Source organism: Psychroflexus sp. MES1-P1E (assembly GCF_002836055.1).
Lineage (GTDB): Bacteria > Bacteroidota > Bacteroidia > Flavobacteriales > Flavobacteriaceae > Psychroflexus.
Genome location: NZ_PJBS01000325.1, coordinates 1 through 16,818 on the forward strand (window position 1 = coordinate 1; position 16,818 = coordinate 16,818).

General features: G+C 34.3%; 18 protein-coding genes. 8 read left to right on the forward strand and 10 right to left on the reverse strand.

Annotation, left to right across the window (positions count from 1 at the left end):
• From CXF67_RS14255 to CXF67_RS14280, 6 genes are all read right to left on the reverse strand, one after another.
• A partial coding sequence (locus CXF67_RS14255; RefSeq protein WP_257984701.1) for an ATP cone domain-containing protein occupies positions 1-292 on the reverse strand: 292 nt, incomplete at its 3' end.
• A gap of 136 nt (positions 293-428) precedes the next feature.
• Positions 429-1,277 (reverse strand): universal stress protein, encoded by an 849-nt coding sequence (locus CXF67_RS14260; protein ID WP_102089356.1) that lies wholly within the window; start codon positions 1,275-1,277, stop codon positions 429-431.
• Positions 1,278-1,293: 16 nt separating this feature from the next.
• Complete coding sequence (locus tag CXF67_RS14265; RefSeq protein ID WP_102089357.1) at positions 1,294-2,139, reverse strand: universal stress protein; 846 nt, start codon at positions 2,137-2,139, stop codon at positions 1,294-1,296.
• A 193-nt stretch (positions 2,140-2,332) separates the two neighbouring features.
• The gene (locus tag CXF67_RS14270) at positions 2,333-3,163 is read right to left on the reverse strand and encodes a universal stress protein (RefSeq protein ID WP_102089358.1); all 831 of its coding nucleotides are present in this window, start codon (positions 3,161-3,163) and stop codon (positions 2,333-2,335) included.
• Positions 3,164-3,232: 69 nt separating this feature from the next.
• Complete coding sequence (locus tag CXF67_RS14275; protein ID WP_102089359.1) at positions 3,233-4,282, reverse strand: response regulator; 1,050 nt, start codon at positions 4,280-4,282, stop codon at positions 3,233-3,235.
• Between the two features lie 9 nt (positions 4,283-4,291).
• Positions 4,292-5,800, reverse strand: coding sequence for a sensor histidine kinase (locus CXF67_RS14280; protein WP_102089360.1), 1,509 nt, complete (start codon positions 5,798-5,800; stop codon positions 4,292-4,294).
• 463 nt (positions 5,801-6,263) lie between these two features.
• Between CXF67_RS14280 and CXF67_RS17895 the strand changes: the two genes are divergently transcribed.
• Both CXF67_RS17895 and CXF67_RS14285 read left to right on the forward strand, forming a co-directional pair.
• Positions 6,264-6,461, forward strand: a complete 198-nt coding sequence (locus CXF67_RS17895) for a fibronectin type III domain-containing protein (RefSeq protein WP_145990475.1) — start codon at positions 6,264-6,266, stop codon at positions 6,459-6,461.
• Positions 6,462-6,491: 30 nt separating this feature from the next.
• On the forward strand, positions 6,492-6,773 hold the full coding sequence (locus tag CXF67_RS14285) for a hypothetical protein (RefSeq protein WP_102089361.1): 282 nt from the start codon (positions 6,492-6,494) through the stop codon (positions 6,771-6,773).
• A gap of 920 nt (positions 6,774-7,693) precedes the next feature.
• Here the strand turns inward: CXF67_RS14285 and hpf are convergent.
• Entirely contained in the window at positions 7,694-8,005 is a 312-nt protein-coding gene (gene hpf / locus CXF67_RS14290; protein WP_102089362.1) for a ribosome hibernation-promoting factor, HPF/YfiA family, read from the reverse strand.
• Between the two features lie 548 nt (positions 8,006-8,553).
• Here hpf and CXF67_RS14295 point away from each other — a divergent pair.
• The 3 genes from CXF67_RS14295 to CXF67_RS14305 all read left to right on the forward strand — a co-directional run bounded on the left by CXF67_RS14295 (position 8,554) and on the right by CXF67_RS14305 (position 10,340).
• Entirely contained in the window at positions 8,554-8,823 is a 270-nt protein-coding gene (locus tag CXF67_RS14295; RefSeq protein ID WP_102089363.1) for a hypothetical protein, read from the forward strand.
• Positions 8,824-9,061: 238 nt separating this feature from the next.
• A complete protein-coding gene (locus CXF67_RS14300; RefSeq protein WP_102089364.1) occupies positions 9,062-9,256 on the forward strand; it encodes a hypothetical protein in 195 nt (64 codons plus the stop codon).
• Between the two features lie 241 nt (positions 9,257-9,497).
• The gene (locus CXF67_RS14305) at positions 9,498-10,340 is read left to right on the forward strand and encodes a mechanosensitive ion channel family protein (protein WP_102089365.1); all 843 of its coding nucleotides are present in this window, start codon (positions 9,498-9,500) and stop codon (positions 10,338-10,340) included.
• 120 nt (positions 10,341-10,460) lie between these two features.
• Here CXF67_RS14305 and CXF67_RS14310 read toward each other — a convergent pair whose 3' ends face one another.
• The 3 genes from CXF67_RS14310 to CXF67_RS14320 form a co-directional block, all read right to left on the reverse strand.
• Positions 10,461-11,954: a sodium/proline symporter gene (locus CXF67_RS14310; RefSeq protein ID WP_102089366.1), complete on the reverse strand. Its 1,494-nt coding sequence runs from the start codon at positions 11,952-11,954 to the stop codon at positions 10,461-10,463.
• A 212-nt stretch (positions 11,955-12,166) separates the two neighbouring features.
• Entirely contained in the window at positions 12,167-12,694 is a 528-nt protein-coding gene (yjjX, locus tag CXF67_RS14315; protein WP_102089367.1) for an inosine/xanthosine triphosphatase, read from the reverse strand.
• 118 nt (positions 12,695-12,812) lie between these two features.
• Complete coding sequence (locus tag CXF67_RS14320; protein ID WP_257984702.1) at positions 12,813-14,786, reverse strand: lectin-like domain-containing protein; 1,974 nt, start codon at positions 14,784-14,786, stop codon at positions 12,813-12,815.
• 205 nt (positions 14,787-14,991) lie between these two features.
• Here CXF67_RS14320 and CXF67_RS18320 point away from each other — a divergent pair, with 205 nt between their 5' ends.
• The 3 genes from CXF67_RS18320 (at position 14,992) to CXF67_RS14325 (ending at position 16,193) form a co-directional block, all read left to right on the forward strand.
• Positions 14,992-15,147 (forward strand): hypothetical protein, encoded by a 156-nt coding sequence (locus CXF67_RS18320; RefSeq protein WP_180957976.1) that lies wholly within the window; start codon positions 14,992-14,994, stop codon positions 15,145-15,147.
• Positions 15,148-15,194: 47 nt separating this feature from the next.
• A complete protein-coding gene (locus CXF67_RS18325) occupies positions 15,195-15,353 on the forward strand; it encodes a hypothetical protein (protein ID WP_180957977.1) in 159 nt (52 codons plus the stop codon).
• Positions 15,354-15,656: 303 nt separating this feature from the next.
• A complete protein-coding gene (locus CXF67_RS14325) occupies positions 15,657-16,193 on the forward strand; it encodes a 1-acyl-sn-glycerol-3-phosphate acyltransferase (RefSeq protein WP_102089369.1) in 537 nt (178 codons plus the stop codon).
• Positions 16,194-16,818 lie beyond the last annotated feature (625 nt).

Here is a 16,818-nt window from a genome sequence, read left to right on the forward strand (position 1 = left end):
CATCTATGAATTTTTCAAAAGGAAACCCAGTAGGCCTTAATTCGTAGATGGCTTTTTTCAATTTATACTTAGAGGCATAAATCGATTTACTTTTCTTTAATAAGGCGAAAGCCCTATTGTAAATTTCCTTAGTAGAAATACACTGATACAATTCGTCTCGAACAACATTAAGGATATTATCTACAGTCAGTTCATCGGCGCCACTACTGAATAAACTCCTCCGTAGCTTAGACAAAGAGAAATCTGCCTTTTCCCCAGAAGACTTGATGATTTTAAAGCTTTTATCCTTCATTAGTACTTATAGCTTTAAAAATATAATAGATACGTCTTGCAAACTATGATATTTATCAGTCTCCATTAGTCATATCAATTGATTTCTAGGAATGCTGAGGTATTTAAAAATAGCGTTCTGAGATTGAAAACTGACCTTATTGTCTTTCTTCAGAAGGAATCACTAAAAAGGGGACCTGAGTGTGATATACAACTTGATTGATAACAGGTCTGAAAAGTATATTTTCTAAAAAATTATGTTTATTATGAACCATTACCATCAGATTGATCTTAATCTTTAACTGAAATTGCTCTATAACTTCAAGTACATCTCCGCCTTCACCTAGGTGAAACAAGTGTGCAGTATGGATGAAATAATCGTCTAAAAAAGATTTGGTTTCAAATTGAGCATCAGTGAGTGGATAACCATAATACGCATTTAAAATGTGCAAACGAGAAACGTGACTATTACAAAGTTCGCGAAGCATCGTTAAATATGTGTTGGTTTTCCTTAGATTAAAATCTGTGGGAAACAAAATATCTTTGGGAGCTTCGTAGTCAAAATTCGCAGGCACGGCCAATAAAGGACAATTCAATTTCTTGATGGCATACATGGTTTGTGTTCCTATAAAGACCTCTTTAGCCCCGGTAGCTCCTTGAGTACCCATCACCACAACATCTATATTCTTTTCATTAATCAAGTTCTCCATTTCAGTAAGCAGTAAATTAAAGGAAACCTGCCCTTTTATACTGTGTTTTGGGTTTGGAAACTGACTCTGAATCTTATCTATAAGAGCATTCATCTTTTTTTGAGCACTTTTTTCCGCTATAGTATGAAGAGATAATGCTGTTTCGCTATCCAACATGCTGCCTGATGAGATCATGACAGGAGTATAGGTGTGTAAAATAAAAAAAATACAACTATCCTCTTTGAATATTTGCAATGCATACTGTATGGCGTTATAGGCATTATCAGAAAAATCTGTAGGCAAGAGTATTTGTTTCATGATATTAAGTGTTTGGTTAGCGATTTAGATTTTGTAAGACTAAAAAGGGAATTTTAATTTGTAAGCCTATTTTTTCAATAGTAGAATGATAAAGCAAGTTTTCTAGATACGAATGCCTTTGATTTACCATCACTAACATGTCGAAATTTTGTTCTTGCACTATTTTATTTATTCCTTCAGTAATATTTTTTCCAGTTTCTTGGATAAAATCCGTCTTGTTTTCTCTTAAACAATATTCTAAAAAGGAACGATTGTCTAGTTGTCTTCGAGATAAGCTTTTGTAATCTGAAATAAACACCATATAAATAACGGCATAGAGCTGCATCGCCAAGGTGCTCAGTAATCTTAACTCTCGCTTTTTAAAAGGAAGCATATAGTCGGTTGCAAAACCGATAGTGTGAAGAGAAGTCTCTTTAAAGCCTGTTGGAATTGCTAAAACTGGGCATTTAATATATTTTAAAACTTGGAGCTTGTGGCTACCGAAAGAGATCTCTTTATTGTTGGTTTTACCTTTGGTCCCCATAATCAAAAGATCGATATTTTCCCTTTTTACACGATCATTGGTCTCATCCACTAAGCTTCCAAAACAGGCTCCGTAGGTAAAGGCATGTTTAGGATTTGAAGAGAGCTCAGAAAATTCTATCACCTCGTTTTGTAGCTGATTTTCCACTTTCAGACAGGTGTTTTCTTTAAACACATTGAACAATTGTTGATCCATTTCCATCCCATTCTTATAGACCTCATCTGCATAGGCATGCATAATTATAAATTCACTCTCCTGATGTTTGAATAGCTCCAAACCATATTGTATTGCATTTTTTGCAGTTTCGGAGAAGTCTGTAGGAATCAATATCTTTCGCATATTGTCGTTTTTTTAAGATTAAATCAAAAACCTCAAGGCGTGAATTCATAAATAATTTGACAATCACAAGCCAAGCTCTTGGAAACCTAATTATTATAGGTAGGCCTTTTAAACCCTCAGTGAGACATTAAAATTAAGCACCTCAGTCGATTGTAAAATGACAAATATCATAATCGACTATTCTATACCTTTTTTATTCGTGCAAAACCAAAAATGGAATATGCATAGGATAATTTTTATTTGGGTCTTGGGGTTTAAAAAGCAGGCGCTGAAAAAGGTTCAAATTTTTGGCAATCATGGCTATCATTTCTATCTGCATACTATCTACGAAGGACTGCACAGCTGTTTCTAAATTTGGATTCTCTATCACATGAAAACTATGAGAAACCTCTTTTAATTGGTTTTTAAGTAATTTCCTGTTGCTATTTTGAGAATCCTCTAATGCATTTTCGACTTGTGCTACGCGTAAGACACTAATTGACGATTTATAAATATCTGCCACAGCCAGTAAAGTCTTAATAACCTTATCTTTATAAACCAGATTAAAGTCAGTTAAAAGACCTATACGGGTTGGTTTCTTAAAAACAGCCTTTTCCGGAATTATAAGTACAGGACACTTTACTCGTGTAATAACCCTAGCTGTTTTACTGCCAATGGTCCTTCCTGTAAAGCAAGAACTTCCTTTAGAACCCATAACCAATAAATCTATAGAATGCTTGATGATATAGGTTTTTATAGCCTCTACAAAAGAGGACTCCACACTTTCCTCTTTGAAATAATGATTGGTAGAGGTATTATAAGCCGTCACCTTTTGCCTCCATTCTTTCATTTTTAAACTCCCTTCTGACGCTGTCTTTGAGGTGACAAGACTATCCAAGTCTAGGGGGGGGTCACTTAAGTCGTTTGGCTTTTCGATGTGAAAAAAATGAAAGGTGGTGTTTACACTCTTAAAAAACTGTAAAGCATAGCTCGTGGCGTTCCACGCATGCTGAGAAAAATCTGTAGGTATTAAAATATGCTGCATCGTCCTTTTTGTGTGAACAAAAGTATCGATGTCAGCGACGTATAAATATGATAAAAATCAACTAAAGGATTATTGTACTTCTGCCAAACTTTCTAATTGAAGGATTTTTATGTTTCGGCCTGCTATTTCAATCAACCCTTTTTTCTTGAATTCAGATAGAGTTCGAATCAAACTTTCTGGAGCTATGCCAGCTACGCTTGCCAAATCACTTCTAGAAATATTTATAGCATCCCCTGGTTTTTTATTCAAAAGAAGGGCAAACTGAAGTAGAGTTTGTGCCGTTTTTTTCCTTACTGAACTGTAAGCCATTTGCAATAACTGCTTCTTTATTTCAGAAACAGACTCTGTAAGGACATTCATTAATTCCAATGAGACATTTTGATTTTGAACTAAAATAGTATTTAACTCATTTTTTGAGATACCCGCCAATTCCACTTCTTCCACAGCAGTAGCCGTTTCTTGGTATGGAATATTGTCTGTAAAAGAGGTGAACCCTAAAAAGTCATCAGGTTTGTACAAGGCTGTAATGAGCTCTTTACCATTTTCCTCCATTTTATGACTTTTAACAACCCCATTAAGAATAAGAAAAATTCTATGAGACGGCGCACATTCTTTAAAAATAACTTCTCCCTTTTTAAATTTTAAAATCTCTCCTGTATCATCAAAAAGATTTTTTAACTCATTTAGATTTCGAACATCTCCTTCACCTTCATTAGTATGGGACGGAGTTTCTTTCATTGTTGAAAGAATTTTAACTTTAGCGAGACGACTCTCAATAGCACTTAGTAAATCCTCTTCTTCGAAGGGTTTGGTGAGGTAATCGTCAGCCCCAAGATCCATTCCTTTTCTTATTTCTTTATGTTCAGTTTTGGCTGAGAGAAAAATAAAGGGAATGTGAGTGGTGGTAGGCTCCAAGGAAATAGCTTCTAAAACCCCATAACCATCGACTTCTGGCATCATGATATCACAAACAATAAGATCTGGTAGTCGTTTTTTGGCAGCTTCAATGCCTATTTTTCCATTAGGAGCTGAGTGTACCATATAATCTGAGAGTTCTAGCAGCTCTGCTGTATTCTCTCTCAATGCGCTATCATCTTCTATTAAAAGTATTGTTTTCATAGTTATTTATTAAGAGGTCTTCGAAGGAATTTTCACCTTAAATACTGAGCCTTCACCTTCAGTACTTGTAAAAGTGATAGTCCCCCCTAAATTTTCCAAGTGGGTTTTTACAATATTTAAACCTATCCCTGTTCCTTGATTCAATAGAGCGTTTTCAGCCCTAAAGTATCTGTTAAAAATATGTTTTTGTTCTGTTTCAGGAATTCCAATGCCTTCATCGCGAATAGAGAAAGCTAATGTATCATCAATTTCTTCGGCTACAATATAAACTGTAGAATCTTCAGAAGAATACTTAATAGCATTATTGATGAGGTTGGTCAATATAAGTTCTAAAATCTTTTCATCAAAGTTCAAATAAATTGAATCTATATGGTCTGGATATTCAATATGCTGGTTTTCTTTTAAAAGCATATTTGCGTCATAAATAACTTCATTTACCACTTTGCTTATAGGAAAGTTTGTAAAAGAGTAATTAAACTTTCCACTTTCTAAACGCTCTATAGATAAAAAATCGTTGATGATATTATTCAAATACTTGACCTTACCTCTAATCGTTTTTAAATGTTTTTCACGTTTCACTTGCTGTTCTTCCTTGGGATATTTTCCAGCTAAAGTCGCAGAGGTCATAATACCGCTAAGAGGGGTTTTAAACTCATGAGCAACCAAAGACAAAAACTTGGTTTTCAGTTCTCCTAGCTCCTTTTCTTTCGTTAAAGCTTTTTGGAGTTGATGAGTGCGTTGATCTACAGTTTCCTCTAGTTTCTGGGTGTATTTTTCCTGCTCTGTAATATCGAGTATAATCGCTACCAACATGTCGTTTTCTCGCAAAGATGATTTTTGAAGGTGAACTTCCACAGGATATATAGTGCCATCTTTGCGTTTATGGATAGTATTAAATTTCAACTTATCCAAAGAATCATTAAGAAGTGGTTTTATTTTTTCAATAAATTGAATTCTATCAAAATCCGGCTTGATGTTTAGAGGGGTCATGGTTTTAAGCTCTTCAAGTGAATAACCTATATTTTTTAGAGCCCCTTTATTTACATTTAAAAATTGAAGCGATTTAGAATCAAAAATAAAGATCTCATTTAGAGATTCGTTAAAGATGTTTGCCCAATGTTGCAACTCCTGTTCAGCTTTTTTTCTTACCGAAATATCTATGACTAAGGCCATTACATAATTACTATCATAGACACTAAAGGGGTTTAAACCCGCTTCAACAGGAAATTCGCTGCCATCTTTGCGACAGCCGTATAAATCTCGCCCTCGGCCCATCTGCCGCTTTTGCCCTTTTTTCATAAACCCAGCCACATGTTTATCATGACCGTGACGGTATTGGTTGGGAATGAGAATATCCAAATGCTGCCCAATCAATTCTTCTTTTTCATATCCGAAAATCTGATTGGCGGAGTCGTTGGTCTCCACGATAATGTGAGAGGAATTTACGATAATTATACCTTCTGAAACTGCTTCAGATAGGATTTTAAAAATATTACTCCCTTTTTTAAATGCATCCATTTTTTAAAGATACGTAAATATAAAGCTGACAAATATCATCGTTCTTTACAATTTTAATAGATGAGTATAATCTAAAGGCATTTATAATTCGAGACCCACATTCCAACTTGAACAAACTTTACCTGAATCCATATAATTTTTCGTTAAAGTTTCAATAACTTACTTCATAATTAAGATTATTTCAGTTCAAAAGTAAATAATAAAATTGGCTTAAAATAATGTTGGGAATAAGCCGAAAAGCCAACCAAACTCTGAAGTAGGTAAATAAAAACATATTGATTATGATAAAACATATTTTAAAAAACTTTTGTACTATTATCTGTCATTTTAATTTCAAGCTGTGAGTCAGACGACACCGATGAATTATTTGCTCCAACTATAACAAATGAAACAACGAGTGGTAATCTAGAAGCCAATTACACTTCAATAAAAATAAGCGGAAGTGTATTATCTGAAGGAGCCAATGAAATCACTTCTCGAGGTGTTTGCTGGAGTACTAGTGAAAATCCTACAATTGATGACGAGAAAAACTACAGAATCATCAAATACCTTTACAAATACAATTACTGATTTAGTTACTAATACGACCTATTATTTTAGAATTTATGCTACCAATAGTGATAATAAATCTACAATGGGGACAAGCTATGGCGCACAATAATCTTTTAGTAGATCAAGCTTAGATGGCACTATGTGGAATTTTTTAATTACTTATGACAATGGTCAAACAGCGAATGGTGATGTCACTTTTAACCCAGATAGAACAACGCTTTATGATGAACCTAGCTCGCCTAGAACTTATACCTCCTATGGAACCTGGTCTTTAAGCGGAAATATATTAACTTATGATATTGATTCAGATCCAACGAACACCGATGTCTATCTATTCACGGGAACTCTTTTAGGCAATACGATGAGCGGCACAGCTACCTGGAACCCAAATCTACTAAATTGGAGTACTACAAAATATTAAGTCTGTAAACAACAGGGTATGCTTTTAATAGCAACTAAAAACCTGCTTAAACTCAAATTTAGTTGGCTCTAGTTTAGAATGGCTATTATGTTCATAATGGTAATGACGTTAGGCCTTTTTTGTTCCCTTTAGGGACTGAAGCAAACGAAAAAGGCTAAAAATTGACTATAAACAACTGGAATTTTGATTAGGATTTCAATTTATAAACACCTAATTAAACTAGAACCATTTAGTTATAAACTAACTTGGTTTATAGAACTAATGGGAAAGACAAATAAGACGAAATTATTTTTTTATCAAAAACTTGGCGAGCTTTTAAATGCGATTTCTACATCAGACCAGCTTTTTAAAAGAAGAAGAATATAAACCCTTGGCTAAGTCGTTGAAAAAGAATAGGAAGACGAGAGCACTACGATAATGAATTCAATACCGATGCTGCTTATCAAATTTTCATTGTGTTTAAGTGGTTTGATTATGAGCGAATGGATTCTGATGAGTGTTATAAAAACTTTGTGAATTTTTATTTAGAGCATAAAACTCTGTTTACAGAGAAAAAAAAGTCTTATTTTAAAAACAGCTCAAACCATAATTAATGCCTTGTGAGGAACAGATAAGAGCTAACTTATAACAATTACAAAATTAAGGCTGCTTTTTGAGAAAGAGTAGATTTTATAGGACTAGGGAGTCGTGGATGCATAGCCAGTCTACTAGTTGAGTTTTCAAAAAAAAGCCTTAAAAATTCACTTAAAACAAAATATGGTTTGTTAAAAAAAATTCATCGCCTGAATAGAATAACTCAAACCACCCGAAAGCATCAAAAACTAGGTTATGCTAAAAAGGAACTACTGAATAATCAAAAAAACTTAGTATTCAGTAGCTCCTTTAGGTCTTTATGATTAAAACTTAACTGTTGGTTTTAATTAAGAGGATATATTTTGATCTGTAAATTTTGCTTTTCGTTTTTTGAGTTGTCTCTCAATATCACTAATAGTTTCTTTTATGGCCATTTCGTGATTCTTTTCATTGGAAGTAGCAAATAGTTTTGGACCAGGAAGGCTAACCTCCATGTCGCAGATATTCCCCATTTCAGTAGGATCATTTTCGACTTTAATAAAGACGTCAATTCGGATTATCCATTCGTATTTCATAAAAATCCTTTGAAGTTTCTCGGTGATAAACTCACTCAAACTTTCACTAGTCTCCATTTTGACAAACTGGATATTGATATTCATAGCTTTTGTTTTTATTTCATTTAAATTTAACCATTAATTCTGCAAGATCCTATGACATACCTCAACTAAAGTGAAGCTTATGATCTACTCTTTAATCAGGGATCTTCATCACATCTTAAGGGATAGATGTCATTTTTGCTTGATCTATTGTCTCTTCTATTTTTTTAAATCTACTCGTTTAGCAAATGCTGAATTAGTCTATATTTTTTATGGCCAACGACATATCGCAAATTGAATTTCACCCAATTATCGGTAAGAAAGGTCGAAAGAATAATATCTAACCTAGCAACCTCAATATAAAACCTCTGCTGAGCTACGTCGCAGTATAATTCAAATTTTTAATGCAATATTTATAAACTAGATCGGTATTACTCAACCCCTAAAAGATAGGTCTAGTGGTGGGGGTTGTTTTTATGTATTAATTTAGCAAACAAAACCTAGCAGTGATGCTATTCAAACCTGATTTTTTTGTTAGTTTATCCAAGAGTAGTTTCAGATAAATATGTATTGTTGTATTGATATGAAGAGTTATGTAACATTTACAAATCATGCTAACAGCAAAAGAAATAGAGAGATTGGCAGTTAAAAAGTATCTTCAAGCGTCCAATCAATCTTATGAAATTGAAGATTTTGAATCTCCTGATTTTATCTTAAGAGGGGAAGGAAAGAAAATTGGTTGTGAAGTGACGGAATTCTATCCCGACTACTCGGCAAAAGGATCAGATTTGCGTCAACGAGAACGCTATTTAAATAATTTTCATCAAAAATTAAAAAAAAACTGCTTGAACATTATCCTCAAGGTTATACTATCGATATAAATTACAAACCTTATATTTCTGAAAAGAGTTCAACTGATTTAGAAGTTGAATCTGTTTTTTTAATGTAAAGCAAAATATTAATTTAAGATATATAAATGATCCTTTAAAAAATAGTAGAGGAATATTTATTCATAAAATTGGAGATTTTCCCACTTTAATATCACAAAGGATAGCTTCAGACGACATACCTCCTAAAGTTGAATGGTTGATCCCAATGATTGAATCTAAAACAAAACTCATGCAAAATTGGAATAGTACATTCAATGAGAAATGGTTAATTATTTCAATCGGACCATCAAGAGCCGGATCTATTTCAATAAACCGAATTAAAAATTTGAAAAGTGTAAAATATGTATTATGGAACAAAATCATTCTTATAGATATTCATTTTGCCGACTATATAGAAATAAAATCTACAGAACACCGGCTATAATAACTGATAGTTCTAGCCTATTTGCAAACCCTAGGGCATCAAGATACTATGATTTTTATCTGTGATTTGTTTGCTAATAATAGTGCCTAAAACACGCAATTAACCTTAAACAACAACCTAACAAATAGCTAAAAAACGGCTTGACTATAAAAATTTGAAAATGAAAAATAAATATTAATCATAATGGATAAAAAATTTACAAGAATGTCTATATTAAATATTTAATAAATAAAGCGATGATATGGGGCATATTGAGAAGATTTTAGAATTTGAGATTATAAGTATCGGACAATATAACTTAAAGATTATTTCGCTGTTTGTCATACTCCTAATTATAGTCGTAACGAAAATAGTTTTGTGGTTGATTAAAAGGTCTATTTTTCGTAAAAAGAAACTAGCAAAATTCAATGAGGGAAATTCTTATGCTTCATTCCAATTAATAAAATATGTAATTTGGATAATTGCTGCCGGCCTTATTCTGGAAACATTTGGAGTTAAAGTCACCATTTTAATTGCGGGTTCTGCCGCTTTACTTGTTGGAATTGGACTAGGATTGCAGCAGACTTTTAATGATATCATTTCAGGAATAATTTTACTTTCAGAAAGATCTATTAAAATTGAAGATATATTAGAAATAGATGGCGATGTAGTTAAAATTCAGGAGATTGGTTTACGATCATCTAAAGGCTTAAACACAGATGACATCTCCATTATAATTCCAAACTCATTAATCACTACAAATAAGGTAATAAACTGGAGCCACCAAACAAAGAAAACTCGCTTTAGAATTGATGTTGGTGTTTCATATGCGAGTGATGTTGATCTAGTCCTTAAAATTCTTGAAGAAAGTGCTTTAGAACATTCCGATATTTTTGAAAAAGATTTGGTTGAGGTTAGATTGGTTAATTTTGGAAATTCATCACTGGATTTTCAAATCCTATTCTACAGTAAAAATATCTTTAGAATTAATAAAGTAAAAAGCGATATAAGAAGAATTATTACTAAGAAATTCATTCAAAATAAGGTGACTATTCCTTTTCCTCAGATGGATGTGTACATTAAATCTAACGCAAAAGGGGATTGATCCTTTGAAACAGTTAGAGTTATTAAAACAATCTTTTTATTCACAAACCCTGAATTTTAAATTAATTGTTTTCTTTATCGATCTTTGATTGGGCCCTTAAAAAGCTATAAAAAATCGGTTTTATCTATCATGACTAGGCTTAGGTGGATATATTTTTGAAGCGATGTATCCTGTTATCATTGCCAACGCAAAAGAGGGCGCCAAGACATCTAATTTTTGAAAATAGACTCCTATTCCTTCCAAATTAGCAAATACAAATTTGAATAGAATCACTGAGACAAACCCAGTAATCATAGAAACAATCGCACCTTGTTCTGAATAGCCTTTCCAGAAAAGAGATAAAATAATGACAGGACAGAACGTAGCCGCAATTCCAGACCATCCAAAAATCATAATCCAGAAAACTTGCCTGTCCGGATACAGGTTATATAATAAAATAGCAATGCCAAGGGCAGCCATAGCCATGGCAACAGTAACGAGTCTTGAAAGTTTCGTTAAGTCTTTATCTTTTAAATCTGGTCTGAATATTTTTTGATAGAAATCGCGGGTCACAGCACTAGAGGCCAGAATGAGAAGAGAATCGATAGTCGACATAATGGCTGAAAGCACAATAGCAATAAAAATCGCTACTAGAATGGTGGGTAAAAACTCGTGAGTGATCATACTCAAAACATCTTCGCCACCAGTTCCCAATACGGCTTCAGGATCTTGCCCTTCTTTTGTAAAATAAATTCGGGCTAAAATACCTATCGTTACTGCTGCAGCATCGGTTAAGAGCGTAAAAAGCAAGGCTACCCACTTCCCTTTATCTATCTCTTTCTCACTTTCAATAGACATAAAGCGAACATAAACTTGGGGTGATCCTAAGAAGCCCAAACCAATCATAGAAAAACCAAGAATTGTAAAAAAATTCATCCATCCGTCTTCACTTCTGCCCATTATTTGGGTAAGAGTGGGGTCAATAGCATTTAAGCCTTCGGTAACTCCAGCACCATGATCCATAGAAAACCAAACCACAATGGGGATTAAAACTAAACCAAAAAACATTAAAACACCCTGAAACATATCTGACCAAACTGCAGCGACAAAGCCACCGATAAAAATATAGAGGAGAACAATGCTAAAACCGACTAAGGCCCCAATTCGATAGTCAATATTGAGCATGGATTCGAATGCAATTCCTGTAACATCCATTTGGGAGGCGACATAAATGATGACGAAAACCACAAGAACAGAGGCCGATAAAATTCGGAGGGTATTGGTGGAGGATTTAAAATGACTTTGGAGATAATCAGGAATAGTAATAGAATTGTAGTTGTCTGTTCGCCTTTTGAATTTTTTGGCCATAAACTGCCAAGACAGAAAAACACCAAGGACTTCACCAGCAACCACCCAATAACCAGAATAACCTGCAATCGCTCCCATTCCCGTAAGACCGATTAATAGCCATCCAGATTCACCAGTTGCTCTAGCCGAAAAAGCAACCGCCCAAAAGCCCATTTTTTTACCTCCTAAATAGTAATCACTCATGCTTTTTACTCTCCGTGAAGCGAGTATTCCAATTAAAAATAGAATAGCTACATAAACGGATAGGACGATAAGTTTTGTGATCATTTTTTTCTGATTAGAATTTTAAAACAACCTCGAAAATATTGTTTTATGCTGTAAAACCACAGAGATATAACGAGTTTTTCTAAAAAACAGGAGCAAACCTTACCCAATCACCAAACTGTTCACCTCTTGGTATTGGTCTCTATGACTAAGACAGAGAAAGCCTAAGGGTGCATTAAGTATGGGAAAGTAAGTTATAAAAAGATAAAAAAAATCTAATACAAATCCACATTCTTAAATGGAATTAGGGCTAAAATTACCGCTTCAGTATAATACTTAGTTCTGTCGATAACATCTCCTGTCAAAATTCCTACAGCCCCACTCTCTTGTTTGGAGTTGCGACGGTTAAAAACGATATCATCAGCATCCCCGAGTTCTTTTCCCTCTTTTACGAGGTTAACTACTTCGTTGGGAAGAAAGAAAGTTCCTGTTCTCGCTTTTCCACGCTTGTCCTTAGATATGATGAAGACCCATGCAAAAGCCTCCATTTCATTTTCAAAATGTTCTATTCCACCCTCAATTCCAACATGAAAATCGGCGTCTTTAAATTTGGTGAAAATAGTATTTGCTCTATTTTGGGCTCCAAGAAAAGTTTCACTATTGCTAAAAGGTTGGTCAGCAACACCTGAAGGCGTCGATATTCCTATAAATTCAAAATCTTGGTCAAGGAACATTTTTTCAAATCCATTTTTAACGGATTGGATTTTGACGGGATTCTTTGAAGCGATGATTACCTTTTTCATAAGAGTGCTAATTAAAAGATGAAACTACTTAAAATTTATCTTTTTTGTTCTTCCGTTTGCAACTAAACGCAATGAAAATGAAACTTAAGTCTCAAAAAGCAATGCGGCTTAGGTCCGATTAGCGCTTTAGGGTGAAATTTGAAGTGAAGACTTTTGGCTGGCCTTCCTTGTTGAGGTATTCCACTCTAAACCAATAGTCATTTGTTGGCATAAAAGCACCGTTGTAGGTACCATCCCAGCCAAAACGACTTGGGTTTATAGAAGCTAGCATTTTCCCATAGCGATCATAAATACTAATCCTTGCTCCTACTTGGTCTTTTAAGCACTCAATATTCCAACTGTCATTTCTAAAATCTCCATTAGGTGTGAAAAACTTTGGATAATCTAAAACCCGGAAGTTAACAGCTGCTATATTACTACAGCCTGAAGTTTCACGAGCTCTTATTTCGTATTCTTCGCAACCTTGAAGGTGACTAAAGGTATTCTCTTCTATCCAATCGCCATTATTCAACTGAAACTCATAAGCGCCTGTTCCTCCTGAAACATTAATAACTGCAACTTGGTTTTCACTAAACGCTTCTGAACTAAGATCAATATCTATAGAAAGTTGACTTATAGAAATGACTTGAATTTCTAGGCTTACGTTATCTGAAGCACACTGACCAGGATCTGGCTCAAATAAATAGAGGGTGGTGACCATATTATTTAAAGCAGGTGACCAGGATCCTATAATGCTTTCATTGGAAGTGGTGGGCAATTCTGCTAGAGTTTCTCCTTCACAAATAGGATCAATGGGATTAAATGTGGGAATATCAGGATCGGTTATAAGAATTTCAAGCGTTGTAGACGTCGCACAGCCTTGTCCTGAGTCTGGTGTGAAAGTATAGACTGTCGTAAGCCTATTATTTATAGCGGGGATCCAAATCCCCACAATACCGTTGTTTGAAGTTGCAGGCAAATCAGCTAAAAATTCACCAGGACAGACGGGATCAACAGAATTAAAGATAGGAATTATGGAAGAAACAACTTCAATAACCAGTGTGGTTTCAGGCGCACATTCCGTAGCTAAAGGTGTAAATGTATAGGTCGTAGTTATAGAATTATTCAATTCAGGTAACCATGTTCCAGTAATCATATCTTCTGATGTTGTGGGTAACGGATTTAAGGAATCTCCCTCGCAGATGGGTGGAACAGGGTTAAAAACAGGTTCTATGGTAATGAGTGGTTTTACTGTAACCGTTAATTCTTCTGTGGTCGTTTCTCCACAAGCATCGCTAATTGTAACTGTATACGTTGTAGTTAAGGCAGGCGATAAGACTGGATTAGGACTATTGGAATCACTCACCCCATTAGCTGGAGACCAACTGTAGGTAAATCCACTAGGAATAGTAGCATCTACTTGGACGGATCCGTTTTCACAAATAACTTCATCATCCAGTTGTAGATTATCTACAAAGGAAACTCGATTAAAACATACCTCATGGATATTAGTATCACCACCTGTAGAGCCCACAAATCCGAAAAAAACTGAATCATCACCTGAGAAAATAGTATTTTTCACATCATTAATTAAGGTAAGACGCTCCTCACAATCAAAAAATACACTTAAGGTGTTGGTAGAGGCATCCCATTCGATTCTTACTTCATGTGCAATCCCATCTTCTATATTTGGATTCGTCCCGTTGGCCAGAACAGGCCCTTTTAAATTATCCCCTGAATTATGGTTGGGATTTCCGTTGCGCATTATGGAAATATGATCCCCTGCAGGATCGCCAAAGTCAGTATTCTGAAAAGTATCAAATTCAATAGTCAAGGAAGGAGTTATGCCTGAATAACCTAAACCTCCTCCTGGATCCCCTAAAATAGGAGTAGGATTATCCTTAAATACCAAGGCCATACCGTCTGCTCCACCGAAATCTCTAGACCCAAAATTATTTTGATAGAAAATAGTAAAGTCTGTATCAAAATCAATAGGGTTGTCATACCACACCCCACCAACTTGAAACTCTTGGTCTTGAGTAATGGTATAGCAATTATTACCTTGGTCTATCGCATCACCAATGACTTGAGCATTTAACTGTGCATCAGCCACGTTAACACAACATAATATAACTAATAGAGAAAGGTAAAACTTTAAGCGCAAGAGTCTAATTTATTTATGGCATAACAAGATATTACTTTTAAAATAGTTACGCAAAATTTTATAAAAACAGTGTAAACAATTTGTAATTCGAAAAGGCAATGCTGTATATAGTTTTGAGGGTTGTATAATTGGTTTTAAACTAAAGGTCTATGCGATGTCTCGATTAACTGCAGTGTTCATTCCAACACTGATAGAAAACGCTTTTGGACGTGAAGTCAATCTTATCTTTGGAATAGAAGACCAGCCAGGACTCCCCCTTTTGATGCTTCAAAGTGTGCTGTTTATAAACTTACTGATGATATCACCGTAAATTTTGAAAATAATAGTGCGAGAATAAATAGGCTTGACCCTAGTTGATTGTGGACTGACTTAGGAGATTCAAATACCGATTATGCTGTAGAAGAATTTTTATTAGGGGCACTTGCTTTAGTTTTAATTGAAAATAATGGTCCTGATGGTCAACTTTTTTCAGCAATTGATCGCGATCTAAATATTGAGGATTTTAAGAAGGACTAAAGTGGAACAGAGTTTTATCAATTATTTTTTGATAGTATCCCTCTAAGCAAATGCATTTATAAGCTGAATTTGTAGTTATTTTTTTGATTGATAATTAAGCCTTCAATTTATTGAAGATCGCCTTGAAACTTAAGTTGCATGCAATAAGGACTTGAATGGTGAATAGTAAGTAAAGAATTTATTCTATAAATTATAATAATAATAGATTAGAGGTGTATTTTTACCCAAGTAACACTTTATAAAATGTGTAAGATATACAGGATTATAGAAAATTAGTCACCTTAATAACTATACTACTTTACAATGCTATTAGCTAAATTTATATTTCAAACTATACTAGGTTGGTCAATTAAGGGTCAATTTTATAAAGACACCCCTAAGAGTGTTGTTATAGTCTTCCCTCATACAAGCTGGCATGATTTCTTTGTTGGTGTATTCACGAGGAATATTATAAAAGTGCCCATTAGTTTTGTGGGCAAAAAAGAACTTTTTGATTCTCCATTGGGTTGGTATTTCAAGTGGATGGGTGGAGAACCCATTGAACGGTCCTCCAAGCAAAATAAAGTGGAACAGATTGTAAGCATGTTCAACTCTAAAGAAAAATTTCATCTCTCTATAGCTCCAGAAGGAACAAGAAAAAAGGTAGAAAAATGGAAGAGTGGATTTTACTACATCGCTCAAGATGCAAAAGTCCCAATTACTGCTGTAGCCTTTGATTACCCTACAAAAACAGTCAAGATTTCAAAACCCTTTTACACGACAGGTGATTATAAAAAGGATTTAAAAGAGTTACAGAAATTTTATGTGGGGGTAGTCGGTAAGGTTCCAGAATACACTTGATTTATCGGTTTATAATTGAGGTGGACATGTTATAAGTGGTCTACCTGAAATTATCTAATTGACAGATTTATAGAAGACACTATTCAGGAACTGAAATGATCCCGACGTCTAAGGATATGAAAACCTATACATTCCAAACTATTTTTTTCACGCTACTAAAGCCAACGCATTTATCTTTAGTAGCATGAAAATAAAAGTTGACTCAAGCATTTATAATGAATTGATTACGTCTTTCTATTCACTAAAAAAGTTTTTTTATAAACGCTTTAACCCTTAGGTACGCTTTGCTTTTTTAGCCAATTTTGCAGCCTTTTTTTCTTTAGGGGTTAATGCTGCCTCTTTTTTTACATTTTTCTTTGAATCTTGAGATTTGGCCATGGTATTATAGTTTAAAGTTTTGTTTTTATATTTTGAATAAATGTAGTGAATGAAATGATGCACATCATATTTTACGAAAGTTTAAATTTTTAAAACCTATGATGTCGCCATAAATCGGTTTACCGAAACAAATTCGGCACAGGCTTTTTTTGCCTGTTTTTATTAAAAATAATTACTCTAACTAAGGCTATGCTACTGTTTTTAACTTCGATTTATCAAAAAATTTCTGCTGAGCTAGGTTGTCGTC